This is a genomic window from Cypionkella sp. (assembly GCF_030652235.1).
Classification (GTDB): Bacteria; Pseudomonadota; Alphaproteobacteria; order Rhodobacterales; family Rhodobacteraceae; genus Cypionkella.
This window is the reverse complement of sequence record NZ_JAUSBA010000060.1, coordinates 1-23,738: the sequence shown is the minus strand read 5'-3', so window position 1 is coordinate 23,738 and position 23,738 is coordinate 1. Positions and strand designations below refer to the sequence as shown.

The window sequence follows — 23,738 nt, the reverse complement described above, 5'->3', positions numbered from 1 at the left end:
GACACAAATAGGTCGCAACATGTCCACCCTCCTGCGTAAAGCCACCCAAGTTGAAAAGGCTGACGTGCCGCGTCGGTTTGTCTTCTTGTTGCTGGACAAGTTCACCATGATGTCTTTTGCGGGTGCCTTGGAGCCCTTGCGCGTGGCCAACCGGGCATCGGGTGTAGCTTTGTATTCTTGGGCCCTGGCGGGAGAAGGCGGGCTGGAAGTAAGATGTTCGAACGGAGCCGCGTTCAAATTGGACATGGGGCTGGATGAGATCGAGCGCGAAGATGTTGTGCTGGTGTGCGGCGGGCTTGATATCCAAAGAAGCACCACGAAGAATGTGTTGAACTGGCTGCGCCGAGAGGCAAGGCGTGGGGTGGTTATTGGCGGTATTTGTACCGGATCCTACACGATGGCCAAGGCGGGTTTGCTGGACGGCAAGAAAGCCACGATCCACTGGGAAAATCAGGATAGCTTTCTTGAGGAGTTCGAAAATGTCAAACTGACAAGGTCGATCTTTGTGATGGATGGCAACCGCTGGAGCACCGCAGGGGGCACCTCGCCCATCGACCTGATGCTGAAAGTGGTGGCCACGGATCATGGCGAGAATCTGGCAAATACTGTGGCAGACCAGTTGATCTATTCCAGCATCCGCACCGATCAGGACACCCAGCGCTTGTCGATCCCGACCCGGATCGGGGTGCGGCATCCAAAGCTGTCTCAGGTCATTCAGATGATGGAAAACGCCATCGAAGACCCGATGAGCCCGGCGGATTTGGCGGAAGATGTGGGGATGTCCACCCGGCAGTTGGAGCGGTTGTTCCGCCGCTATCTGAACCGCTCACCCAAGCGCTATTACATGGAACTGCGGCTGCAAAAGGCGCGCAATCTTTTGATGCAGACCGATATGTCGGTGATCAACGTGGCACTGGCCTGCGGTTTTGCCAGCCCATCGCATTTCTCAAAATGCTACCGCAGCCATTACAACACCACGCCTTACCGCGAGCGGGGCACCCAAGGGATGCCCAGCCCCGGCATTGGTGTGCGGCTGTCGATTTAAAGCCGCTTAGACCACGTTGGCGTTTGGTCCAAGCGGACCTGCGCCAAAGCGGTTGGCTCCGCCCGTGCCGCGCGAGCAAAACCAGACCAACAAGATGATTGCGCCGACCAGCGGGATCAGACCGATCAGAAGCCACCAACCGGATTTATCCAGATCATGCAGGCGGCGCACCGAAACTGCGATCGCTGGCACTATGTTCGCCAGCGACCAGATCGTTGAAAACAGACCGCCCACCACGGCAAACTCCATCGAGCCCGCGGTACGGCTGAACGAGCCGCCGCCTTCAAGCAGCGCAATAACAAGCGCCACCACGATTTGAAACAACATCCACCACCAATAGGCAGAACGCTGCGAGCGTCCCAAGAAGTTAGCATAGTTCGCATAGCCAGATTTCACGGCTTCGACAAAATTCATTTCCGACCTCACAAAGTGCTATTTTTCACTCTCGCACGCTGTCCGATAATCTGTCCAGAAAATGTAAGCCCAAGTTATACCGCCGCTCATTTTCCCAGCAAATGCTATCGGTTTCACCGCTTCACACTACTTTAAGCTTGAAATAGTGCCATTCGGACATTAGCCTATTTGCAACCTGTCGCAGCCAGAGCTGATGTATCGGAGGAAAATGTTGTCCTTTAAGACGCTTTTCTTTTGCGAAACGCCGCTCTAGGTTCGACGGCAGGATTGCGATCCAACATGGGAGATAACAATGAAAAAACTGCTTTTGGCCACGGCGGCAACCGCCCTTATGGCTGGCGCTGCTTCGGCGGAAGATGTGAAGATTGGCGTACTGATCGGCTTTACCGGGCCAATCGAATCGTTGACCGGCCATATGGCCAATGCGGCTGAATTGGCAATGTCGGAAGCCAATGCTTCGGGCAAAGCGCTGAACGGCTGGAACTTTGTCTCGGTGCGCGCAGACTCTACCTGCGGCGACTCGGCGGCTGGCACCGCGGCAGCAGAGCGCATCGTTACGGCTGATGGGGTCAAAGGCATCGTGGGCGGCGATTGCTCGGGTGTGACTGGCGCTATTTTGCAGAACGTGGCGCGTCCGAACGGCATCGCGATGGTTTCGCCTTCGGCAACCTCGCCCGCCCTGTCGAGCGCTGAAGATGATGGCCTGTTCTTCCGCACAGCACCTTCGGATGCACGCGAAGGCGAAGTCATGGGCGACATTCTGGTCGAGCATGGCGTGAAGACCATCGCGCTGACCTATTCCAACACTGACTACGGCAAGGGTCTGGCTGAAGCGATTGCAGCAGCGTTCACGGCAAAAGGCGGCACCGTGACCATCAATATCCCGCATGAAGACGGCAAGGCCGATTACTCGGCTGAAGTTGCGTCCTTGGCTGCGGCTGGTGGGGATTTGCTGGTTGTGGCGGGCTACCTTGACCAGGGCGGCAAAGGCATCATCCAAGCCTCGCTTGACGCGGGCGCTTTCACAAAGTTCGGTCTTCCGGGCGGTATGGTGGGTGACAACCTGCCGAAAAACATCGGTCCGGCGTTGGACGGCTCTTACGGCCAAGTCGCACAGTCGGACAGCGCGGGTGCTGCGATCCTGACCGAAATGGGCAAAACCAATTCGGCGCCATTCGATGCGACCTCGCCTTACTCGATGGAGTCGTATGATGCGGCGGCGCTGATCATGCTGGCGATGCAGGCGGCAAATTCTACTGACTCGAAGGTCTATGCGACCAAGATCATGGACATCGCCAATGCACCGGGCGAGAAAATCCTGCCCGGCGAAATCGGCAAGGCACTGGAGTTGATCGCAGCTGGCAAAGACATCGACTATGATGGCGCGTCGGGCGTGGAGCTGATCGGTCCGGGCGAAAGCGCTGGCCGTTACCGCGAGTTTGAAATCAAAGGCGGCGTCTACGAAACCATCAAGTTCCGTTGATTTCGGCCTGAAACATCTCAGCACGGCCCGGGGTTACGCCTCGGGCCGTTGCTGTAAGTAAAGCCACCCGCATGGCTTGCCATGCAAACAAACACGACAGCATGGCTTGCCCATTCAAAAATAAGACCGCATGGCTTGCCCATGCAAAATTACGCCCGCATGGGATTCCATGACAAGAGGCGGTGACAGGGGGATATATGATCGTTGTCGAAGACCTGCACAGGCATTTCGGCGGCTTTAGGGCTGTTGATGGCGCTTCACTAGAAATCAAAGCCGGGACGATCACCGGGTTGATCGGGCCGAATGGCGCGGGCAAGACCACATTGTTCAACGTGATCGCAGGGCGGCTGTCGCCGACCAGCGGACGGGTGAAGATGGCGGGCGAAGATATCACTGGCCTGCCGCCACACGAGTTGTTCGGCAAGGGCCTGCTGCGCACGTTCCAGATCGCGCATGAATTTGGCAGCATGACGGTGCGGGAAAACCTGATGATGGTGCCGGGCGCGCAGTCAGGCGAAAACCTGTGGAACGCCTGCTTCCGGCGTGGCGCTGTGGCGGCCGAGGAAAAGCGCATCCGCGAGAAAGCCGATGAAGTGTTGGAGTTTCTGACCATCACCCACCTGGCCGATCAACGCGCGGGCAATATCTCGGGCGGGCAGAAAAAGCTGCTGGAACTGGGCCGCACCATGATGGTCGATGCCAAGATGGTTTTCCTCGATGAAGTTGGCGCGGGGGTGAACCGTACGCTTTTGAACACCATTGGCGATGCGATCGTGCGGCTGAACAAAGAGCGCGGCTATACGTTCTGCGTCATCGAACATGACATGGATTTCATCGCCCGCATCTGCAACCCGGTGATCTGTATGGCCGAGGGCAAAGTGCTGGCGCAGGGGACGGTTGAGGAAGTGAAGAACAACGAAAAGGTTATCGAGGCTTATTTGGGCACCGGACTGAAGAACAAAGTGAAGGAAGCGGCGCATGGCTGAACCCTTCCTGATTGGTGAGAATATGACCGGCGGCTACGGCCCGGTTGATATTCTGCACAACTGCACGATTGCCGTTGAAAAAGGCCAGATCGCAGTGATTGTTGGCCCGAATGGCGCTGGAAAATCGACCGCGATGAAGGCGGTGTTTGGCATGCTCAACCTGCGCGGGGGCCGGGTGATGCTGGACGGTGAGGATATCACCAAGCTGTCGCCACAAGCCCGCGTGCGTAAGGGCATGGGGTTTGTGCCGCAGACCAGCAATATTTTCACCAGCATGACGGTGGAAGAAAACCTTGAAATGGGCGCGTTCATTCGCACCGATGAGATCAAGGATACCATGGCGCAGATCTATGATCTGTTCCCGATCCTGAAGCAAAAGCGCTATCAGGCGGCGGGGGAGCTTTCGGGCGGGCAGCGCCAGCAGGTCGCCGTGGGCCGCGCGCTGATGACGCAGCCGAAGGTGCTTATGCTGGATGAGCCGACCGCTGGGGTGTCGCCAATTGTAATGGATGAACTGTTTGACCGGATTATTGAGGTCGCCCGCAGCGGGATCTCTATTCTGATGGTCGAACAGAATGCCCGCCAAGCGCTTGATATTGCCGATAAAGGTTATGTTCTGGTGCAGGGTGCAAATCGCTTTACCGACACGGGCCAAGCGCTGCTTGCCGATCCCGAAGTCCGTCGTTCGTTCTTGGGGGGCTGAGGCCATGGATATGCTCAACGCCCTTGTGGCTTTTCTGAACTTTGTCGTGGTGCCGGGCTTTGCTTATGGCAGTCAACTCGCGCTGGGTGCGCTGGGGTTGACCTTGGTGTTCGGCATCCTGCGGTTCTCCAACTTTGCGCATGGCGATACCATGGCGTTTGGCACGATGTGGGTGATCCTAATCACTTGGTGGTTCCAAAGCATGGGAATTTCGGCGGGACCGCTGCCTACAGCACTGCTTGCCCTGCCCTTCGGGATTGCGGTCACTTGCGCTTTTGTTTTGGGCACCGACCGAGTGGTGTATCGGTTCTATCGGCAGAAGAAAGTCGCCTCGATCATTCTGGTCATTGTCTCGACGGGTGTGATGTTCATCATGAACGGCTTGACGCGGATGATCATCGGTCCGGAAGAACAAAGCTTTGCAGATGGCGCGCGGTTTGTGATGACGGCGCAGCAGTTCAAAGACATGACTGGGCTGCAAGAAGGTCTGGCGATCAAATCCACCACGGCAATCACCGTGGTGATGGCTGCGGTTTGCGTGGCGCTGTTGTTCTGGTTCTTGCAAAAAACCCGCACCGGCAAGTCGATGCGGGCGTTTTCGGATAACGAGGATCTGGCGCTGTTGTCGGGCATCAACCCCGAAAAAGTGGTGATGGTGACATGGATCATCGCCACGGCTTTGGCGGTGATCGCGGGTACGCTTTACGGAATTGATAAGTCGTTCCGCCCGTTCATCTATTTCCAACTGCTGTTGCCGATTGCGGCGGCGGCGGTGGTGGGCGGGCTTGGCAACCCGCTGGGCGCGATCGCAGGCGGGTTTGTGATCGCGTTTTCCGAGGTGTTTGTCACCTATGCGTGGAAAAAGGTGGTGCTGTATCTGGCTTCGGTTGATCTGGCCCCGACGCAACTGCTGCAACTTTTGTCAACCGACTACAAATTTGCGGTCAGCTTCTCGATCCTGATCATCGTGCTGCTGTTCATGCCAACCGGCATTTTTAAGGGGAAATGACATGCACCGCAATGTGATGATGTTCGCCGGGGTCGGCCTGCTGTTCGTGCTGACAGGCGTGATGCAAAGCTGGAACCTCAGCCTGCAAATCCTGAATATCGGCATCCTGTCGGCGATCATGGCCTTGGGCGTCAACATGCAATGGGGCTATGCCGGGTTGTTCTCTACGGGCATCATGGGTTCGGTGGCTTTGGGCGGTTTGGCGGTGGTTGTGGTCTCGGCGCAGCCAGTGCCAGAGGCTTGGGCGGCGGGCGGGCCACGGTTGCTGTTGAGCCTTGCGTTCGGTTTGGCGGTGATCGCAGGAGCGGTGGCGGCCTATCGGCGGATGGCGGGACGTGCGCGCAACTGGACGGTGGCGTCGATCCTGATCGGCGGCTTCTTTGCTTACCGCGCGATTTACGACCCCGCTGTGACGGCGATTGAGGCGTTCAATCCGGCGGTTTATGGCAATATCGGCGGCTTTGGCTTGCCATCCTTGCTGTCTTGGCCCGTGGGCGCGCTGTTTGCGGGCGTTGCGGCTTGGGCGATTGGCAAGGTGGCCTTGGGTTTACGCTCGGACTATCTGGCGATTGCGACGCTGGGGATTGCCGAAATTGTGCTGGCGGTGATGAAGAATGAGGATTGGCTGTCACGTGGAGTGAAAAACCTTGTCGGTCTGCCACGGCCTTGGCCTGTGCCGTATGAGGTCGATTTGCAGAAGTCGGCCGAGTTTGTGGGCTGGGCGCAGAACTGGGGCTTTGATACGATTTCTGCCTCAACCATCCTGGTAAAACTTCTGTATATGCTGATCTTTGGCGCGGTGCTGCTGGCGCTGATTTGGATTTCCGAGCGGATGCTGAACAGCCCTTGGGGCCGGATGATGCGGGCGATCCGTGACAATGAAGTTTCGGCAAGCGCGATGGGCAAGAACGTAACGGCCCGGCATTTGCAGATTTTCATCATCGGCTCGGCTGTGGTGGGGATGGCGGGGGCGATGCTGACCTCGATGGAGGGGCAGCTGACGCCGGGCAATTACTCGCCGCTGCGGTTCACCTTCCTGATCTGGGTGATGGTGATCGTGGGTGGCTCGGGCAACAACTGGGGCGCGGTTTTGGGCGGCTTGCTGCTGGGCTGGCTGTGGCTGATTGTCGAAAACGCAGGCCCAGTGTTCATGGGCTATATGACCTATCCGCTGCCTGCGGGGGCCTTGAAGGCGCATCTGATTGATGCGGCGCCGCATTTGCGGCTGGTGACCTTGGGGGCGGTGTTGCTGCTGGTTCTCAGATTCAGTCCGAAGGGATTGATCCCAGAGAAGTAGCAGGCCAGAGACCCCAATCCTGTGCGAAGAAGTGGAAAACCTGCTGCGGCGCTGCCGTCAGCGGGTTTTCTTTTACCCGGCCAAAGATCATGCCGTTGGGGTGGGTTTGCGCCCAAGCGGTCAGGCTTGGCAGATCGGGGGTTAGGGCGACCTTGGTGGTCAGACGGGCAAGGAAGTTGATCTCGGCGTTATATTCTTCGTTGATCACGGCAAGGCCACCCTCCTCATTGCTGGCGAGGGTAGTGGCTAGGCGTTGGCCGTCATAGGCGGCGTAAAGCTCGGTGCTGGCAATGATGGCGTGGATGCCAAGCGTCAGGCCTGTGCCTGCCAGCAGGTGGCCGGGGATGCGCGGCAAGCGCCAGATCAGCAGGGCTAGGATCAGGCAGAGGGCCGCGAAAGCGGTGAGTGGCCAGTACGGGGCCAGTTGGGCGAGATCCGCTTTGGCGGGGATCAGGCCGAGGCCCACGGCACCTGCCCCGGCGGCGATCAGCAGCAGGGCGACCCAAGCGAGGCTGCCGGATTTGGCACGGACTGAGGCATGCGCGAACAGCAACGCCATCGCGGGATAGGCGGGCAGCAGGTAATGTGCTTGTTTGCCAGAAATCAGCGAGAACAGGATCAGGGTAGAGACGGCCCAGATCGTGCAAAGTTTGATCGCAGGGTCGCTCCATGTGCCTTTGAAGCCGGACCAAAGGCGGATCGACCAGCCCCATGGGAACAGCAGCAGCGGCAGTAGAGCGATCAGGAACCAGAACGGGCGGTCGTGCGCCATGCCCCCTGCAACGCGGGCGGCGGATTGGGTCCACAGCAGTTCGGTGCGGAATTCGGGGGTGGCGGTGAGCAAGGTGGGCACCAACCAGAGCGCGATCAGGGCGAGGGCAACCAGCAATGCGCCGCCAAAGCCCTTGGCGATTTCGGTCGCCTTGGGCGGGTTGGGGGCCCAATAGGGCATGGTCAACAGCACGGGCATCAGGTGGACGAGGATCACCGGACCTTTTGCGTAGACGCCAAATGCGAGTGCCAATCCGAACAGGGGCCAGCCGCCCCTGCCCTGCCCGATGCTCCAGAGTGCGGCGATGCCGCCCAAGACGCCGAGCGCCAAAAGCGCGTCGAACATCGTGGCCGAGCCGTAGATCAGGAACACAGGAAAACCAGCAAGGATCAGGGCGGCGCGGATACCTAGGTTTTCAGCGGGCCACAGGCGGCGGGCCAGCAGCGTGGTGCCTGCGACCATGCCCACCGCGCAAGCGGGGCCGACAAGCCGGGCGGCGAATTCATTGACGCCCGTAAGCAGCCAGACCAGATTGATCATCGCGAACAGCAAAGGCGTTTTATGCGTATACATCTCGCCATTTTTGGTCAAATGCACCGGATCGCCCGACAACCACATCTCCCATGCAACGGACAGATAGCGGGTCTCGTCAATCGGCAGCAGGGGTCGCATCGCGACAAGGGCGGCCAGACCCACCGCCACACCGATCAGAATTGGCCAAAGTTTACCCAGCATCTGCGCCTCCGTTGCTGCGCCATTGCTACAATGATCTACCGCTAGGGTCTACCGTCGCGCTTGCACTTCATTTGCGACGCATTTTGTCGCGGACGGGGCGGTGATTTGTGGCCAAGGGCTTATTTTGGCTCAAAAGGGCTGCGGCCCCGCGATTTCAAAAGGATTCCCAGATGAAAACCCATACCCGCGTTGTTGTGATTGGCGGCGGCGTTGTTGGCTGCTCGGTGCTGTATCACCTGACCAAACTCGGCTGGTCGGATGTGATGCTGATTGAGCGGTCGGAGTTGACAAGCGGCTCTACCTGGCACGCGGCGGGCGGGTTTCACACGCTGAACGGCGATACCAATATGGCGGCGTTGCAGGGCTATACGATCCGGCTTTATAAAGAGCTTGAGGCAATCACGGGCATGTCCTGCGGGCTGCACCATGTCGGCGGCATCACCTTGGCCGACAATCAGGCGCGGTTTGATCAGCTGATCGCAGAGCGTGCCAAGCACCGCTATATGGGGCTGGATACCGAGATTTTGGGGCCAGAGGAGATCAAGAAATTTACCTATGGCATGGTGAATTTGGAAGGCATCGTCGGGGCTTTATATGATCCGCTAGACGGGCATTTGGACCCATCAGGCACGACCCACGCCTATGCCAAAGCGGCGCGGATGGGCGGGGCAGAGATTGTCTTGCACAACCGCGTTTTGGAGACGAACCCGACCGCTGAGGGCTGGGAAGTTGTCACCGAAAAGGGCACCGTTTACTGCGAGCATCTGGTGAACGCGGGCGGGCTTTGGGCGCGGGAAATTGGCGCGATGGCGGGCGTCTATCTGCCGCTGCTGCCGATGGCGCATCAGTATTTGGTCACCGATGATATACCGGAGATTATGGATATTCTGAAATCGGGCAATGAATTCCCGCATGTGATGGATCCGGGTGGCGAGTCGTATTTGCGGCAGGAAGGCCGGGGGCTGTGCATTGGTTTTTATGAAAAACCCTGCGAGCCTTGGTCTTTGGATGGCACGCCATGGAATTTCGGCCATGAATTGTTGAACGAACAGTTTGACAAGATTGAGGATTCGGTGAACTTCGCCTATCGCCGCTTCCCAGTGTTAGAGCGCACGGGCGTAAAACGGGTGATCCATGGGCCGTTCACTTTTGCCCCCGATGGCAACCCGCTGATCGGCCCGGTGCAGGGCTTGAAGAACTACTGGTCGGCCTGCGCGGTGATGGCGGGCTTTAGCCAAGGCGGCGGCATGGGGCTGGCGCTGGCGCAATGGATGATCGAGGGCGAGGTCGAGCGTGACCCGCGCGGCTTTGATGTGTCGCGGTTCGGCACTTGGACCACGCCGGGTTATACCGTGCCAAAGGTGATCGAGAACTATCAGATGCGCTTTTCGGTCGGCTATCCGAACGAAGAACGTCCGGCAGCGCGGCCATTCCGCACCACGCCAATGTATGACACCAACACTGCGCTGAACGCGGTTTGGGGCCAGCAGTACGGGCTTGAGGTCGTCAACTATTACGCCTTGCCGGGAGAGCCTACCTATGAGGAGCCGACCTTCAAACGTTCGAACGCTTGGGAAGCCACGCGCCAAGAAGTGATGGCGGTGCGGACGGGCGTTGGCATCAACGAATTGCAGAACTTCGGCAAGTACATCGTCAAAGGCGCCAACGCGCGCGCTTGGCTGGATAAGATCATGGCGGGGAATATCCCCAAGGTTGGTCGCCTTAGCCTGACGCCGATGCTGGCCCATTCCGGCAAGATCATCGGCGATTTCACGGTATCTTGCTTGTCCGAGACTGAATTCCAACTGACCGCCAGCTATGGCGCGCAGGGCTGGCATTACCGCTGGTTTGAACAGAATGCGATGGATGGCGTGACGGTTGAAAACGTCTCGGACGCGCGCTCGGGCTTCCAGATTGCCGGGCCGAATGCGCGAGAATTGCTGAGCCGCGTCACGCGCAGCGACGTGTCGGGCGCTGCATTCAAGTTCATGGATGTGAAGCGGATGACGGTGGGGATGGCAAACTGCATCGTACAGCGCGTCAGCTATACCGCCGATCTGGGCTATGAGATTTTCTGCGATCACATGTCGGTGCGGCATTTGTGGGATACGCTGAACGCGGCGGGCAGCGATCTGGGCCTGCGGCCGTTCGGGATGCGCGCGATGATGAGCTTGCGGCTGGACAAGTGGTTTGGCTCATGGGGGCGTGAGTTTTCGCCCGATTATACCCCCTGCGAGACGGGGCTTGATCGCTTCATCCGCTGGAACAAGGATGCGGATTGGATCGGCAAAGCGGCGGCCGCGGCAGAGAAAGCCGCAGGTCCGAAGCGCAAGCTGGTCAGCTTTATCGTCGATGCCAAGGACGCCGATGTGGTGGCATGGGAGCCGATCTGGCTGGAAGGCGAAGTCGTAGGCTTCTGCACCAGCGGTGGTTTCAGCCATTTCAGCGGGAAATCGGTGGCGATGGGCTTCCTGCCTGCGGATAAAGTCAAGGATGGCTTGGAGTGCCATATCGAAATCCTTGGCGAGCGCCGAAAAGCTGTGGTGCAACTGGCACCGTTGTTTGACGCGGATAGCGCGCGGATGCGGGGTTAAAACTGGCTTGAAGCGGTTGCGCGGCAGTGATGGCGCGCGCCGCTTCTTGACTGTAAGGTTTTCCCAGTGGGGAGACACTTGTGCAGGGTGCAGATTTTTGCACTCTATCCTGTTGTAAAGCTGGTTCAGTTTGAATGCGGGCGTCATGATCCTTCGCGATTGACCGGGGTTTGGCTTTGCGTCACCTTTGGTGGATGAGCCTGACCATTCTGATCCCCGCTGCCGGAGCCAGCAGCCGCATGCGCAGCGGTGATAAGCTGTTGGAGCCAGTGGATGGCACACCAATGTTGCGCCGACAGGCGCAGATCGCGCGGGACGTTTGCGCCCAAGTGATCGTTACACTGCGCCCGGAAGATGTGGCGCGACGGCAGGCTTTGACAGATGTGGACGTAACTGTGTTGCCGGTTGCGACGGCTGCCGAAGGCATGGCGGCCTCGATCCGCGCCGGGGCAAAGGCGGCACAGGGCGCATTGATGATCTTGCCCGCGGACATGCCAGAGTTGGACTCGGATGATCTGCGAGCCATGATCGAGGCTTTCGATCAGGCACCACACGCCATTCTGCGCGCGGCGAGCGCGGATGGCAGGCCGGGGCATCCGGTGATTTTTCCCGCAGACTTACGCGGGAAGTTGCAGGGCTTGCGCGGCGATGAGGGCGCGCGCAGCGTTTTGGCGCAGTATCCCGCGCGCATCATTCTGATCGCCCTGCCCGATCAGCACGCGCTGACCGATCTGGACACGCCGGAAGCATGGGCGGCGTGGCGCACGGGGCGGCAAGGCTAACGGGCAGGATTAGATACGAATTCCGTCACGATTTCCGTCACGGGAATCGGTGGATCACGCCGCGAGCAACACCTTGGCCTCATGCGCTTTCAGCGTCAGACGGGCGGCCGGGTAATCGGCGTGATCCAGCCTAAGCTCGGGGAATAATTCTGTAATTTCTGCGCGCAGCCCGTCTTCCATCGCATCCAGCATCCGCTTGGCGGGTTGGAAGCTTTCGGTCCAGGCGCCATTGGCGCAGATAATCTCGTGATGCTCCAGCAGCAGGTGAATATAGCGCACATCGGATGATAAAATCTGCACTACACCCGGCAAGACTGTCAGATGGGTGGCGGCCACCAGCACCTCGGCCTCGCCAAACAGCATTTCCGGCAAAGCGCCTTCGATCAGCATGCGGTGCTGCGGCGAAACCAAGGTGTCGCGCAGCGGCAGGCCACAGCCCAGCGCGCCCAGCCCGATCTTCACCGGCTGCAGGTGCGGCTGCGCGATCAGATCGCCCAAACCCAGCTTACGGCTGCCAATCCAGCGGATCGGTTGCAAGCCGTGATCGCGGGTCAGCAGCAGATCGCCCGCGCGCAAATCCTCGACCACAACATCGCCGCGATCCGTCGTGATCATCACGCCGGGGGTAAAGCAGGGGATGGCTTTCTCGATGTTCGAGAAGGTCATCGTGCCAACCACATGGCCCGCGCCGTCAAGGAACTCGACCGTGCCATTCTCGGAGTTCATCGGATCGTAGATGATGTTGGTCAGCTCCCAGCCCCAGCTGGTCAGATCAAGCACGTCATTGTCGCCCGCGTTCTCACCGCCGACGATCACATCGCCGTATGCGTTGGGATTGCCATCGACGAAGAACAGGTCATTGTCGGTGCCGCCGTACAGCGTATCGGCTCCGGCATCGCCATGCAGCGTGTCATTGCCCGCATCGCCATAAACCAGGTCATTGCCAAGCCCGCCATACAGCTGGTCATTGCCAAGGCCGCCAAACAGGCTGTCATTGCCGAGATCGCCCGACAGAGTGTCATTGCCATCGTCGCCCAGCAGCGTGTCATTGCCATCGCCGCCCAACAACTGATCCAGCCCAGCGCCGCCGGACAGGCTATCACTGCCCGCATCGCCGTACAGCGTATCATTCTCGGTGCCGCCAAACAGGCTGTCGTTGTCATTGCCACCGTAAATCAGATCAGCGCCCGCACCACCCGACAGCGTGTCATCGTCTGCGCCACCATACAGGCTGTCATTGGCATCGCCACCAAGCAGGCTGTCGTTGCCTGCCTCCCCGAGCAGAGAGTCAGCCTCGGTGCCGCCATCCAGCGTATCATTGCCATCGCCGCCAAGAAGCGTGTCATTGCCCGCCTCGCCCAGCAGGCTGTCATTACCCGCGCCGCCATAAAGACTATCGCGGCCATCGCCACCCAGAAGTGTGTCGTTGCCCACAAGGCCCAGCAAAGAATCATCGCCGATACCGCCATTCAGGCTGTCATTGCCATTACCGCCATCCAGCGTGTCGTTGCCATCATCGCCAAACAACGTGTCGTTGCCGTCATAGCCAAGCAGGCTGTCATTGCCCAAACCGCCCGAGAGGTAATCATCGCCCGCCGCCTCGGCTGCGACGTTCAAGGGATTGGTGTTGGCGTAGTATTCGTAATACAGGCCCGCCGCGCTGCCGGTGGTGGTGCCGCCCGAGGTCAGCGACACCGTGGTATAGGGCACGTTGATGGTCAGAGTGCCATTGGTGGTTGATGTTGCCCCCGAACCGATGCGGATCACCTGCCCCGAGGTGTTGATCGCATAGACCGCATTGCCGCTGAACGTCACCATACCCGAGGCAATCGCGGTGTTCAGATCAATGGTAACCCCGTCGATGACGATGGTCAGAATCTCATTACCGTTGATGGCGTTGAACAGGATCTGCCCACCCGCCAGTTGCGAACTGGCGGTGTGGGTGTGGGTTTCCACCGCATCGGTGTTGCCAAGGTAAAACCCGGTCAAAGTGCCGGAGGTGCCTGTTGACAACTGGTTGTCGCTCGACACGGTGTTGACGGTGAAGTTCGGCCGCCCATTGGTGCCTGCGACCGATTGCAAGGCGGCAGTAACTTCGGTGTAGACAGGCGCGTAGGTGGTGCCTGTGGTGGCAGTGCCACCCGACAGCGTATCATCACCCGCCCCGCCGTAAAGGCTGTCGTTTCCGCTGGAGCCCTCAAGGCTGTCGTTGCCATCGTCGCCATAAACGCTGTCGTTGCCAGTGCCAGCACTGACCACATCATTGCCGCTGCCGCCGTAGACGATGTCGCGGCCTAAGCCGGAATTGACGGTATCGTTGCCCGCACCTGCCAGCACATAGTCAGCTTGACCTGTGGTGCCCACATATCCGGTTCCATCATTGGCATCGATACGGTCGCCATCAGGATCGGCCGCGTAGCTTGTGTCAATCAGATCGTTGCCAGCGGTGCCATCGACCACCCCGTCGCCCTGAAACACCTGTCCGGCCTCAAACTGCATCGAATAGACGCCAGCCGGATCATTGGTGTCGAAATCATTGCCTGCATAGGTGGCCAGAAAAGCCGCGTTGCCCGAGCCTTCGAGCAGGGTCTGCGAGGTGGTGCCGTTCGAGATACCAACCGTTGCCTGCCCCGCATAGCCGTTGGTGAAGCCGACAGAGTTATACAGGTAGTCAACGCCGAAATCTCCACCGCCCAGATTGGTGATCACCGCCTGAAAGCTGTTGGTACCGGTGCCAGTATAGGGTGCTACGTTCAGCCAGGTGATGGTGATCTTGCCCGTGGTGGCGTCAATATCCCAATAGATATCACCGCCCTTCGAGATGTCGATATCGGTCCAGAATGGCGCAATGCTGGGCTGTCCCAGCGTGGTCAGTGCCGCCGGAGTATAGCTTGGCTGTGCCGAGGTGAAGGTGATCAACCCGTTGGTATTGATGTAAAACGAGGTAAAGCGGCTGCCATAGACATCCATGCCACCGGTGCCGAAAACCCCGCTGACATCAACCAACCGCGAGCCGTCATCCAAATTTCCGGTATAGCCGCCGGTGGTCTTGAAGGATTGCTCACCGTACCCCGAAGCGCCGCCAAGACCAGAGTTCAACACAGCCATGATTAACGTTCCTTAACGCCCTGCAACGCAAGCGCGCGCTCAGGGACACAGGGGCGATTTGTTGCGACAGATAACGACAAAGCGGGCCCATTTCAGCTTTTCTAAGACGGGAAATACCCCTGCTGCAGGGTCGAAATGTGGCCAGACTGGGGTATGTTTCTGGTGTGTAAACAATGCGGCTCAACATGCGCGTGCAAGTCAGCAGGCGTCTATCGCTGCAGTGTTCAGCGATGCAGCAACATATGCGCCTCTTTTGGCTTCAGCATCATGCGCGCCGCCGGATCGGGCACGCCTGCACTCAGATCAGCAAAAGGCGCGCAGATTGCTGGGCGCTGTGCACGCTTTAGCCCCGCCAATGTGTACTGGCCCGGCTGAAAGCTTTCGCTGCCATCGCCATCGGCGCAGACCCGTTGATGTTCATCGAACAAGATGTGAAAATAGCTGATCCACCCCGGCGTGGCGCGGGTGATGCCGGGCATCCTGATCAGATGCAGCGCTGACGCCAACACTTCAGGCTCACCATACAGCGCGTCATTGCCCGCCCCGCCATCGAGCCTGTCATTGCCTGCACCTGCGCGCACGGTGTCGTCGCCCGCCCCGGCGCGGATGTAGTCGTCATTGTCCGAACTTTCCGCAAGACCCGCATCAGAATTGTCGCCATTGTCGGAGCCGCTGGCAATCGGTTCGACATAGGTAGAACCGATCAAATCATCGCCGGTGGAGCCATCGATATAGCCGTCATCATAGGCCGCCACCGTCGCAGTGGTACCGTCCGCATAGGTCAGGATGGCATTGTAGATCGAGGTGCCGTCATAGACCGATGTAAAAGCCGTGCCACCAATATTGGTCGAAAGTGTCGCATTTTCAATATTGTTGTTGGTTTTCACTGCATCGGCATCCGCACCGCCACTGAAGTTTCCAGCCGTGATCTGCACTTTGTTGGAAAAAAGCGGCACCGCCGAAAAACCCCAAGTGGTGTTTTGGAACAGTGCATAGCGTTCGTTGTTGCTGCTACCCTCGGTCGGGTCCCGTTGCTTGCTCGACCTGCCGAAATAAATCCCATAATTGGCCGTGGCCATAGCTTAACCCCCCATCCTGCGAGAGAGTGGGTACTTTTGCAGTGTCGCCATCAGATAGGCCAAATTCAACTTTTTACACAGATTGGTATTCGCGTTCACGCCACTTGGTACACACATTTCTTACGATCCAATCTGTCCAAAATTGTAGAAAACCGCGCTAAAATGCCCTCAATCCGTGGCGAAATGCGGCCTTACAGCCTGGTCTGCCACAGTGCGGACATATCTTTTGCGATGCGTCACGAACCTAAGCGTGAGGGGCAGAGGCTAATCTGGCGTGAATGGCTGGGCGAAATGTGCGGATTAAATGGTAAGAATTGCTAAAATCCAACACAAAAAGGGAAGCTTGCGCTCCCCTTTTTGGTCATCAGTGCCAAACTGGCATTGATACCCTGCCTGAACCTTTACTTCACCAAAAGTATGGCTTCGTGACGCTTCAGCGTGCGGCGGGCTGAATAGTAGCCGTCAAGCCCCGCCTCGGTCTTCAACTCGGGGAACAGATCATAGATTTCGCCACGTTGCGCGTTGCCCATGCCTTTCAGAGTGTAATCGCCCGGCTGGAAGCTTTCAGTCCAGGCGCCGTTCGACAGCACAACTTCGTGACGGTCAAACATGAAGTGGATGTAGCTTGCACCAATCGCGTTCACGCGACCAATGCTCTTGCCCGCCACCAGATGCTTGGCCGAAACCAGCACTTCATGCTCGTCGAAATAGAGTGCTGTGCGATCATTGGCGACCAGCACGCGGTGGTTCGGCGACACCATCATGTCACGCTCGGGCAGACCATTGCCAAGGCTACCCTGACGGATCAGAACCGGCTTCAGATGCGGGTTGGCCACCAGATCGTGCCAGCCCATATCCTTGCGCCCCACCCAACGGATTTCCTGAATACCGTTGTCGCGGGTGATGATACGGTCGCCAGCTTTCAGCAGTTCCACCGGAACCTCGCCCTTTGGCGTTGCAATCAGCGTGCCGGGGGTAAAGCAGGGGATGACGTTTTCGATATTGGTGAAGGTCAGTGTGCTGGTGACATTGCGATCCGCATCAAGGAACTGAACCGTGCCGTTTTCGGCATTGTTCGGATCATAGACGATGTTCAGTGGGCCTGAGCCTGTCAGATCAAGCGTGTCATAATCATCGCCACCCTCGTTGCCGTCGATCACATCGCCTGCGCCATCCGCTGCCGTGCCGACAAGGAAGGTATCACGGTCATTGCCGCCTTCGGATGTATCCGCACCCTCACCGCCGACAATGATGTCATTGCCAACATTGCCACGGACGCTGTCGTCGTCGACGCCGCCATAAAGCAGATCATTGCCCTGACCGCCATCAAGGGTGTCATTGTCATCCATCCCGAAGATGGTGTCGTTGCCCAGACCACCGACAATGCTGTCATTGCCATTGTTCGGCAGCAGATCGCCCGCCACTTCCGGGATATTCACCGCATCCGGCACGCCGGGGCCGTAGCCGCCATAGATCAGATCATCGCCTTGACCGCCGTCGATCAGATCGGCACCTTCGCCACCAATGATCACGTCATTGCCTTGATTGGCCTCGATGGTGTCGTTGTCAAAACCGCCATCGATCACATCATTGCCGAAGCCGCCAAAGATCACATCGGCATCATCACCCGTGTGAATGGTGTCATCGCCAGCGCCGCCGTAAACCGTATCCAGATCATTGGTCGGGTTGGCATCGGACGGATACAGCCCCAGATAGCCCTGATCCGGCAGCGGAGCCGCACCGCCGCCCGAGGTGTCGATGACGTCATTGCCCTCGCCACCATAGACCGCGTCATTGCCATTGCCGCCGATCAGCGTGTCATCGCCGTAGCCACCGCGCAGCGAGTCATCGCCCAGTCCGCCATAGAGCGCATCATTGCCTACGCCGCCGTTCAGCGTGTCATCGCCAGCTTCACCGTAAAGCACGTCATTGCCCGCATCGCCGTCGACCAGATCATCGCCCAAGCCAGCATGCACCGTGTCATCGCCCGCGCCCGCCCGCACGCGGTCATCATTGGGCGCATCATTGCCTAAAATCGCATCGCTGTGGTCGATGAAATCGCCATCCGGGTCGCCGGTATAGTTCACGTCGATCAGATCGTTGCCTGCGGTGCCATCCACATAGCCATCGCGCGGATCACAATTGTCCACGCTGTCCGACAGTTGGAACAGATCGACCGAACCCGCAAAGTGCAGGTCAATATTATCCAGCGTGCCCGCACCCGAGCTTGCCTGCCCTGCCCCCACGATCCAAGGCTGATCAAGCCCCCCCATGTCCATCGTCAGGGTGTTCGGCACGGTATCTTGAAAGCTGTCGTTGCTGGTCACGTTGTCGATATGCAACTGCCCGCCCGCGCCGCCTTGATCCCAGGAATAGGACAGGCTGATTTCATCGCCCGGATTGGCAAAGCCCGGCCCAGTGCCAAAGGTTTCGGTGCCAATGTCGGTTTCGTGGTTGATCACCACCGAACCATCGGATTGAATTTCAATGCGGTAACCGCCCGCCGTGTCGCCGACGCTGTCACGCGAGAGCACGGTCTGCGTCACAGTCAGTGGCTGACTGGCCAAGGTGAACTTGATATCCAGCGTGCCCTGATCCATCTGATAGGCCGGATCCTGAAAGATCTTCACAAGATCATCTTGGCCGTCCAGCACCGCTTGCCCGCCTGCCGAGGCGGCACCATTGCGGTAGGTGCCCAGCTGGTCGCCCAACGCCGGCGCACTGTCCAAGGCGTTGGTGCCAACGTCGTTGAAATTAAATTGCGCAAAAACCGGCATGTTATATCCCTCATTTCACATGAGAGCCGGAAACCCGTCTCTCGTCCGACCCAAGCCCAGATCGCTGTGAAGCGACCCCGATAAGGCGCAAACCCGGTTGCATCCGAGATCAGCGCCTAGTTGCCTGCCGTCTGAGGTGAAGCGAAAACAATGCTGTACGGAAACCAACGGCTTCCGGTCAAAAATATACAATTATCATGACAAGCCTTTGGTCGCAGAACCCAAGGCCAAGGCAGCAAATCTTTCACACCACATGTGCCTTACGACACATCACCATTCAACGACCGCCCCCACGGCCTTTGTCTTTCCCAGTAAGACTTGACCTGAATACTGCCAGTTGTGCCGGGCGCAAAGTAAAAAAAGACCTAATTGCAGCAAGTTTTGGGCATCGCTCTGCCAAAATACCGGCCTGTCAAAATGGCGTCTACACGCCTTGATTGTATCATCTGACACGGGGTTTCGAGATCGAAAACAATGGGAGATTTTGAAAAACGCAGACTTATCAGACGCTACGATCCGAAAGTTGCGACGCATTGCCGCCCACAAGTCGCGCCACTGTTTCCAGAACAGAAACCAGCCAAAAACGCGATACTACCTTAAGCATCAGAAAGATTATTTGCCACTCTTTCACCACAATCTCAAAACGCTGTTGCCATCGCCGCGTCAATTCGGCGGTTTGGCGGGGACTGTTCAAGATGACGTTGGGTCAACCGGGGCGGTCCTGCGAATCGGGCGCCGATTTCGGTCAGTAAGATGTTCAAAATTAACTATAAACCGACCCAGCGGCCGAGTGATTCTTGATGTTAACGATGAATCGCCGCAACTTTGCCACAATCTCAGCCCGCGCAGAGTGTTCAACGCTATTTATAGAGAGAAGCTTAATGGTACGGGCGGCCGGACTCTCTAGCGCCGCCAATCTTCGGAATATGGCAGGTCGTGCGTAAATTGTGAGGGATTGCGGTGATGCGAGAAGTCTTTAGATGCTCACATCACCGGCCCGGATCGCGGCTTTACAGCAAGCGAATCCGCGCTTCACGGTTGGAAATGATCAGCTCAGACGCCTCGGTGCCGCCTGCACTGCTTATCGAGTAGGTCAATTTAACCGGCTCTATGATGAACCTGGTAAACAACTCTCGAACTTCGGGCAGGTCATTGATCGAAAGGATGAAGGCCCCTTTGATCTGACCCAAGCATTCTGCCATGCGCGCATAGTGCAGCCTGTCAAACATGCCCTTGCCATAGTCGTTTTCGCCACCAAAGTAAGGCGGGTCGAGATAGAACAGGGTTTCCGGGCCGTCATAGCGCTGAATTAACTCCGACCAGTCCAGACACTCGAATACCACCGCCTCTAACCGTTCATGCGCCGCCTCAAGGATCGGCTCTAGCCGAGACAAGCTGAATCGCGCAGCTGTCTCGGGTGCGACACCAAAGACGCCGCGCACCTGCCCACCGAAAGCTAACCTTTGCAGGTAAAGGAAGCGGGCGGCGCGCTCTAGTTCGGTCAAGGTCTTTGGATCGGTCTCGCGCAAACGCTCAAAATCTCGCCGAGAGGCCACCTGAAACCGCATCACGTCCAGCAACTGCTGGTGATGCCGCTGCAAAATGCGAAATAGGTTGACAATTTCGCCGTTGAAATCGTTGGCAACCTCAAGCCGGGGCTTAAAGCGGCGGCGCAGAAATACCCCACCCATACCAACAAACGGCTCGACATAAGCCTTGTGGGGGGTTGCATCAATCCGCTCGATAATAGCTGGATGCAGCCGTTTTTTTCCGCCCAGCCAAGGAGCTACGGGCGCCGCAGGTCGTACTTGTTTCATAAACTGATTCTGCCTCATGGTGCCGACGCCCTCATCTGAGGGTGCGGGCGATCATAAGGGTTTTCTGGTCGGCGCGGCGATCATCCACGAGGGCCGCGTGGTTGGGCTGTTAGTGCAGCCCTCCCCCCGCTCTTTGCAAGGTCAACTGGCGAAGTTGAATGTGACGACCAGCGCGTCTAGCTGGTCGCCACAGCGTCGTAATGCGGCGCGATCTTCGCCCCACATCAGTTCGATCTGCTGATCATCCAGCGCGCCCGGTATCCAGACCGGCTGCGCACATGGAACCAGCAGCGATGGCGGCGGTGCGGAGCCTGGCGCATCACCGTTTGTTGAGCCGCAGGCTGCGATCCAAAGACAGGCACTCGGGATGAGTAGCAGGTTGCGCACGGGCAAGATCCTCCAGTTCTCGATTTTGCACCCTCACCGCCTGTTCGGCGGCAAGGCGTTTGGCCTCGGCAGCATTGGCCTTTGTGATGGCCGCCATAGTCTCGGCCTGTGCCTGTGCCAGCGCCGCGATGTGCTTAGCCTCATTGTCGGCGCGGCCCTTGACATACCCCGCCCCGCCCGTGCAGATCGCCAATATGAGCGCAAATGTGAGGATATACGGGTTCATCGGCGCGGCCTCACGCCAATCCCGAAGCTGTGCAGCCAAAGGATGAAGCGCCAGTCAAAGATTGGGGTGATCATTTGCCAGCCAACCCATCAAGGCACAGCGCCTTCTCTGCTTCACGCCGCCGCGTCAGTCCACGAACGACCTTGCCGCCGGCACGGTTGAACAACGTCATCGCCTTGCAGGCCCCGGCGATGTCACGAACCTTGATCAGCTTCGACATGGTTGGCGAGGTGCAGAGGATCCTCGGCCCGAGGTTGTAGCTGAAACTGATGAACGCAGCGCGCGTCTTGTCTGGCAGTTGTGCCGGCAGGCAATCGCGGCCGGCTTTCTCGAAATCGGCCACAGCCTTCGCCAACTGCCTGTCACACTGCGCCAGTGTGGCGGCATCCCCCATCTGCACGCCGCGCGTTTCGCCGTAGCAGATCGTCGGCACATCAACGATATCGCGGTAGGCGCGCAACTCGTTACCTTCCCACGGTGCGATGAAGGCGATCGCAATCGCAACGGCAGCACCGGCAGCGGCCCCGGCAGCCTTATTCTTCGTCACCATGATCTTCCTCCTGCAATTTCTTTTGGGCCACGAGGCGCGCAATGAAAGCGGCGCCGACCGTGATACCTGACAGGGCTGCGAAGCTGCCCCGCGGCCAATCAAAGCTCTGTTCGAGATACGGCAGGGCTGCCTCGATGCCTGAGAAAACCCCGGCCAAGGCCATCAGCCGGATAGACCAAGATTGCGCGAGAACCTTGCGCCAGTTGCTGACAAGAAATCCGGGCATCATTTCTTGCCCCCCTGCAAAACCTGCCGCAGCAGATCGTTGGTTTCGCGCTGCTGCTCTTTGACCTCATCCAGCGATTGCTTGAGCGCGTCATACCGGGCGAGGCCAGCGGCGGCGTTATTCTCCAACGCCCGCACGCGCCCTTCGATCTGGACGTTTGCCGCCTGCATCGTGGATAGGGCGGTCGTGACGGTCTGGGTCGATCCGCTAAGGCCAGCAATCACGCCGCCGCCGTACCAAACAACGGCCACGATACTGGCGAGAATGGTCCACGCCAGAGGCTTCGCTATCGTGATGCCACGGTCTGAATTTTCGATCATTGGCTTGCCCGTGTCAGAATTTGTCATGCAAGACTCCATTGATGCCGGGCATGATTTTGATTTCAAACTGCATTGGCGTTCCCATGCGTTTCGGCCCGCCGGGGCGGGTGTTGCGGTGTTGGGTTTCTCGGGATCAGGCGGTGATTGAAGCCGCCGCGACGAACAGCGCGTCAATCTCGGTGTCGGTCAGGTTCAGCAGCCAGCCGAAAAGAGCGATGGTTTCACTGTTGCGATACCAGTCCCGCGCGTCGTCAATCACGATGACCTCAGCCCATGTCGTCGCGGGCTGCGTTTCGGTTGCCACCTGATCGCGGTATTCCAGCACGGTCGCCCAATGGGCTTCACCGATGGCAAGGATGCCCTGCATACGGCTGCAATGGGCGGTGTCGCGCCATGCAGCGAGGGTGATGGCGGGGTCTGGGGTATGCGCCGCGATTTCCTCCGGGGTGAAATCGCGCACGGTCACTACACCCGTTACTGCGTTTGTGATGATTTCCTGCATTTATTTTACCCCGTAGATTAAGACGGTCCCCGCGTCGAACGACCCCGCGCTACAGCTTATTGATACTGATGTCGTAGTGGTGCTGTATCCAGACGAGGGTGCGGGATTAGCCCCGTTTGAAAATATTGGCGTTGTGGCTCCGTTAGCCAGAGACACATACGCACGTCCACTTACTGAGCCAGATACTGACTCCAGACTCGCCACAATCGCCGTTCCAATGCTATAGTTTGAGACGTTGACGGAACCGTGCGAAACCCCGTCAAAGATAAATAGAAGTTCCTTGTAAGAAGTGAGGTTCAAACTCGATAGTGTTTGCACACTGCCGCTTGTTGTGGTCAGCGTCCCTAACAGTGTCATGCTGCCAGCCGCCGCCGCCACTGCTGCTGCTGCTGCCGTCACAAACGCCGTTGAAGCCGCCTGCGTGGTATTAGTTGCAGGTGCCGCCGTTGGCACCGCAGGAGTGCCTGTGAAGGTTGGGCTGGCTAGGTTTGCAAACCCGTTCCACGCCCCCCAAGTTGTCGAAAGGTTGCGGAAATATAGATCGGTGCTGCCAGTTGGTTGTAGCGTCATGTAGCCCTTGGTGGCACTCTCGCGTTCCACTTTAATCACGCCGCCAGCCGACGCCGTCACACCTACCGGGAATGTGCCCGTGGCCCCCGTGGTGTAGCTGTAGGTGCCCGATGCCGCGGTGGTCGCGTCAATCGCCGCCAGCACGGGAGCCGTGCCGATCACGCCAAGGCCGAACGCTCCGACCTTAAGCAGGCGTCCTGCCGTGGTGTCAGTCGCACTCGCCTGCACCGCCGTTCCCGTCATCGGCACGTCTATCTGAAACGCTGTGGTGCTGAGCAAGGCGCGCTGTGTGCCGCCGGCGCCGAATGCGAGCAGATTGGCACCGCTGCGAAATAGCCCGGTATCGGTATCGGATG

The 23,738-nt window shown here is 58.4% G+C and carries 19 protein-coding genes and 1 pseudogene; 8 read left to right on the top strand and 12 right to left on the bottom strand.

Going from position 1 to position 23,738, the window contains the following annotated elements; translation table 11 throughout:
• Positions 1-19: 19 nt before the first annotated feature.
• Entirely contained in the window at positions 20-1,045 is a 1,026-nt protein-coding gene (locus Q7V03_RS20080) for a GlxA family transcriptional regulator (protein WP_304927365.1), read from the top strand.
• Between the two features lie 6 nt (positions 1,046-1,051).
• Here Q7V03_RS20080 and Q7V03_RS20075 read toward each other — a convergent pair whose 3' ends face one another.
• The gene (locus tag Q7V03_RS20075) at positions 1,052-1,459 is read right to left on the bottom strand and encodes a DUF805 domain-containing protein (RefSeq protein WP_304927364.1); all 408 of its coding nucleotides are present in this window, start codon (positions 1,457-1,459) and stop codon (positions 1,052-1,054) included.
• 292 nt (positions 1,460-1,751) lie between these two features.
• Here Q7V03_RS20075 and Q7V03_RS20070 point away from each other — a divergent pair, with 292 nt between their 5' ends.
• The 5 genes from Q7V03_RS20070 to Q7V03_RS20050 all read left to right on the top strand — a co-directional run bounded on the left by Q7V03_RS20070 (position 1,752) and on the right by Q7V03_RS20050 (position 6,937).
• On the top strand, positions 1,752-2,942 hold the full coding sequence (locus tag Q7V03_RS20070) for an ABC transporter substrate-binding protein (RefSeq protein WP_304927363.1): 1,191 nt from the start codon (positions 1,752-1,754) through the stop codon (positions 2,940-2,942).
• Positions 2,943-3,139: 197 nt separating this feature from the next.
• On the top strand, positions 3,140-3,928 hold the full coding sequence (locus Q7V03_RS20065) for an ABC transporter ATP-binding protein (protein WP_304927362.1): 789 nt from the start codon (positions 3,140-3,142) through the stop codon (positions 3,926-3,928).
• Positions 3,921-4,631 carry an ABC transporter ATP-binding protein gene (locus Q7V03_RS20060; RefSeq protein WP_304927361.1) on the top strand — a complete coding sequence of 237 codons (711 nt, stop codon included), beginning with the start codon at positions 3,921-3,923 and terminating at the stop codon, positions 4,629-4,631. Before Q7V03_RS20065 ends, Q7V03_RS20060 begins: the two co-directional genes overlap by 8 nt.
• Positions 4,632-4,635: 4 nt before the next feature.
• Positions 4,636-5,640: a branched-chain amino acid ABC transporter permease gene (locus tag Q7V03_RS20055; RefSeq protein WP_304927360.1), complete on the top strand. Its 1,005-nt coding sequence runs from the start codon at positions 4,636-4,638 to the stop codon at positions 5,638-5,640.
• Between the two features lies 1 nt (position 5,641).
• Positions 5,642-6,937, top strand: coding sequence for a branched-chain amino acid ABC transporter permease (locus tag Q7V03_RS20050; protein WP_304927359.1), 1,296 nt, complete (start codon positions 5,642-5,644; stop codon positions 6,935-6,937).
• Here Q7V03_RS20050 and Q7V03_RS20045 read toward each other — a convergent pair.
• Positions 6,906-8,444, bottom strand: a complete 1,539-nt coding sequence (locus Q7V03_RS20045) for a glycosyltransferase family 39 protein (RefSeq protein WP_304927358.1) — start codon at positions 8,442-8,444, stop codon at positions 6,906-6,908. The two genes, Q7V03_RS20050 and Q7V03_RS20045, sit on opposite strands and share 32 nt — an antisense overlap.
• A 170-nt stretch (positions 8,445-8,614) precedes the next feature.
• Between Q7V03_RS20045 and Q7V03_RS20040 the strand changes: the two genes are divergently transcribed.
• Both Q7V03_RS20040 and Q7V03_RS20035 read left to right on the top strand, forming a co-directional pair.
• Complete coding sequence (locus Q7V03_RS20040) at positions 8,615-11,038, top strand: FAD-dependent oxidoreductase (RefSeq protein ID WP_304927357.1); 2,424 nt, start codon at positions 8,615-8,617, stop codon at positions 11,036-11,038.
• Between the two features lie 194 nt (positions 11,039-11,232).
• Positions 11,233-11,820 (top strand): nucleotidyltransferase family protein, encoded by a 588-nt coding sequence (locus Q7V03_RS20035; RefSeq protein ID WP_304927356.1) that lies wholly within the window; start codon positions 11,233-11,235, stop codon positions 11,818-11,820.
• Between the two features lie 54 nt (positions 11,821-11,874).
• Here Q7V03_RS20035 and Q7V03_RS20030 read toward each other — a convergent pair whose 3' ends face one another.
• The 10 genes and pseudogenes from Q7V03_RS20030 to Q7V03_RS19985 all read right to left on the bottom strand — a co-directional run.
• Complete coding sequence (locus Q7V03_RS20030; protein ID WP_304927355.1) at positions 11,875-14,928, bottom strand: Hint domain-containing protein; 3,054 nt, start codon at positions 14,926-14,928, stop codon at positions 11,875-11,877.
• A 224-nt stretch (positions 14,929-15,152) separates the two neighbouring features.
• The gene (locus tag Q7V03_RS20025; RefSeq protein ID WP_304927354.1) at positions 15,153-16,007 is read right to left on the bottom strand and encodes a Hint domain-containing protein; all 855 of its coding nucleotides are present in this window, start codon (positions 16,005-16,007) and stop codon (positions 15,153-15,155) included.
• 401 nt (positions 16,008-16,408) lie between these two features.
• A complete protein-coding gene (locus Q7V03_RS20020) occupies positions 16,409-18,784 on the bottom strand; it encodes a Hint domain-containing protein (RefSeq protein ID WP_304927353.1) in 2,376 nt (791 codons plus the stop codon).
• A 1,010-nt stretch (positions 18,785-19,794) separates the two neighbouring features.
• Positions 19,795-20,601 (bottom strand): DNA adenine methylase, encoded by an 807-nt coding sequence (locus Q7V03_RS20015; RefSeq protein WP_304927352.1) that lies wholly within the window; start codon positions 20,599-20,601, stop codon positions 19,795-19,797.
• A gap of 319 nt (positions 20,602-20,920) precedes the next feature.
• Complete coding sequence (locus Q7V03_RS20010; protein WP_304927351.1) at positions 20,921-21,214, bottom strand: hypothetical protein; 294 nt, start codon at positions 21,212-21,214, stop codon at positions 20,921-20,923.
• A 70-nt stretch (positions 21,215-21,284) separates the two neighbouring features.
• Positions 21,285-21,764, bottom strand: a complete 480-nt coding sequence (locus Q7V03_RS20005; protein WP_304927350.1) for a lysozyme — start codon at positions 21,762-21,764, stop codon at positions 21,285-21,287.
• On the bottom strand, positions 21,748-21,990 hold the full coding sequence (locus Q7V03_RS20000) for a hypothetical protein (RefSeq protein WP_304927349.1): 243 nt from the start codon (positions 21,988-21,990) through the stop codon (positions 21,748-21,750). The genes Q7V03_RS20005 and Q7V03_RS20000 overlap by 17 nt, the downstream gene beginning before the upstream one ends.
• Positions 21,990-22,337, bottom strand: coding sequence for a hypothetical protein (locus Q7V03_RS19995; protein ID WP_304927348.1), 348 nt, complete (start codon positions 22,335-22,337; stop codon positions 21,990-21,992). Before Q7V03_RS19995 ends, Q7V03_RS20000 begins: the two co-directional genes overlap by 1 nt.
• 106 nt (positions 22,338-22,443) lie before the next feature.
• On the bottom strand, positions 22,444-22,812 hold the full coding sequence (locus Q7V03_RS19990; protein WP_304927347.1) for a hypothetical protein: 369 nt from the start codon (positions 22,810-22,812) through the stop codon (positions 22,444-22,446).
• Positions 22,813-23,738: pseudogene (locus Q7V03_RS19985) on the bottom strand (hypothetical protein); the annotation flags it as partial. It abuts the gene before it with no gap.

Coding starts and splice junctions, on each gene's coding strand:
- Q7V03_RS19995 (WP_304927348.1), bottom strand. CDS start 22,337: ATGACAAATTCTGACACGGGCAAGCCAATGATCGAAAATTCAGACCGT.
- Q7V03_RS19990 (WP_304927347.1), bottom strand. CDS start 22,812: ATGCAGGAAATCATCACAAACGCAGTAACGGGTGTAGTGACCGTGCGC.
- Q7V03_RS20055 (WP_304927360.1), top strand. CDS start 4,636: ATGGATATGCTCAACGCCCTTGTGGCTTTTCTGAACTTTGTCGTGGTG.
- Q7V03_RS20065 (WP_304927362.1), top strand. CDS start 3,140: ATGATCGTTGTCGAAGACCTGCACAGGCATTTCGGCGGCTTTAGGGCT.
- Q7V03_RS20075 (WP_304927364.1), bottom strand. CDS start 1,459: ATGAATTTTGTCGAAGCCGTGAAATCTGGCTATGCGAACTATGCTAAC.
- Q7V03_RS20060 (WP_304927361.1), top strand. CDS start 3,921: ATGGCTGAACCCTTCCTGATTGGTGAGAATATGACCGGCGGCTACGGC.
- Q7V03_RS20030 (WP_304927355.1), bottom strand. CDS start 14,928: ATGGCTGTGTTGAACTCTGGTCTTGGCGGCGCTTCGGGGTACGGTGAG.
- Q7V03_RS20010 (WP_304927351.1), bottom strand. CDS start 21,214: ATGAACCCGTATATCCTCACATTTGCGCTCATATTGGCGATCTGCACG.
- Q7V03_RS20025 (WP_304927354.1), bottom strand. CDS start 16,007: ATGGCCACGGCCAATTATGGGATTTATTTCGGCAGGTCGAGCAAGCAA.
- Q7V03_RS20040 (WP_304927357.1), top strand. CDS start 8,615: ATGAAAACCCATACCCGCGTTGTTGTGATTGGCGGCGGCGTTGTTGGC.
- Q7V03_RS20080 (WP_304927365.1), top strand. CDS start 20: ATGTCCACCCTCCTGCGTAAAGCCACCCAAGTTGAAAAGGCTGACGTG.
- Q7V03_RS20070 (WP_304927363.1), top strand. CDS start 1,752: ATGAAAAAACTGCTTTTGGCCACGGCGGCAACCGCCCTTATGGCTGGC.
- Q7V03_RS20020 (WP_304927353.1), bottom strand. CDS start 18,784: ATGCCGGTTTTTGCGCAATTTAATTTCAACGACGTTGGCACCAACGCC.
- Q7V03_RS20045 (WP_304927358.1), bottom strand. CDS start 8,444: ATGCTGGGTAAACTTTGGCCAATTCTGATCGGTGTGGCGGTGGGTCTG.
- Q7V03_RS20015 (WP_304927352.1), bottom strand. CDS start 20,601: ATGAAACAAGTACGACCTGCGGCGCCCGTAGCTCCTTGGCTGGGCGGA.
- Q7V03_RS20035 (WP_304927356.1), top strand. CDS start 11,233: ATGAGCCTGACCATTCTGATCCCCGCTGCCGGAGCCAGCAGCCGCATG.
- Q7V03_RS20050 (WP_304927359.1), top strand. CDS start 5,642: ATGCACCGCAATGTGATGATGTTCGCCGGGGTCGGCCTGCTGTTCGTG.
- Q7V03_RS20005 (WP_304927350.1), bottom strand. CDS start 21,764: ATGGTGACGAAGAATAAGGCTGCCGGGGCCGCTGCCGGTGCTGCCGTT.
- Q7V03_RS20000 (WP_304927349.1), bottom strand. CDS start 21,990: ATGCCCGGATTTCTTGTCAGCAACTGGCGCAAGGTTCTCGCGCAATCT.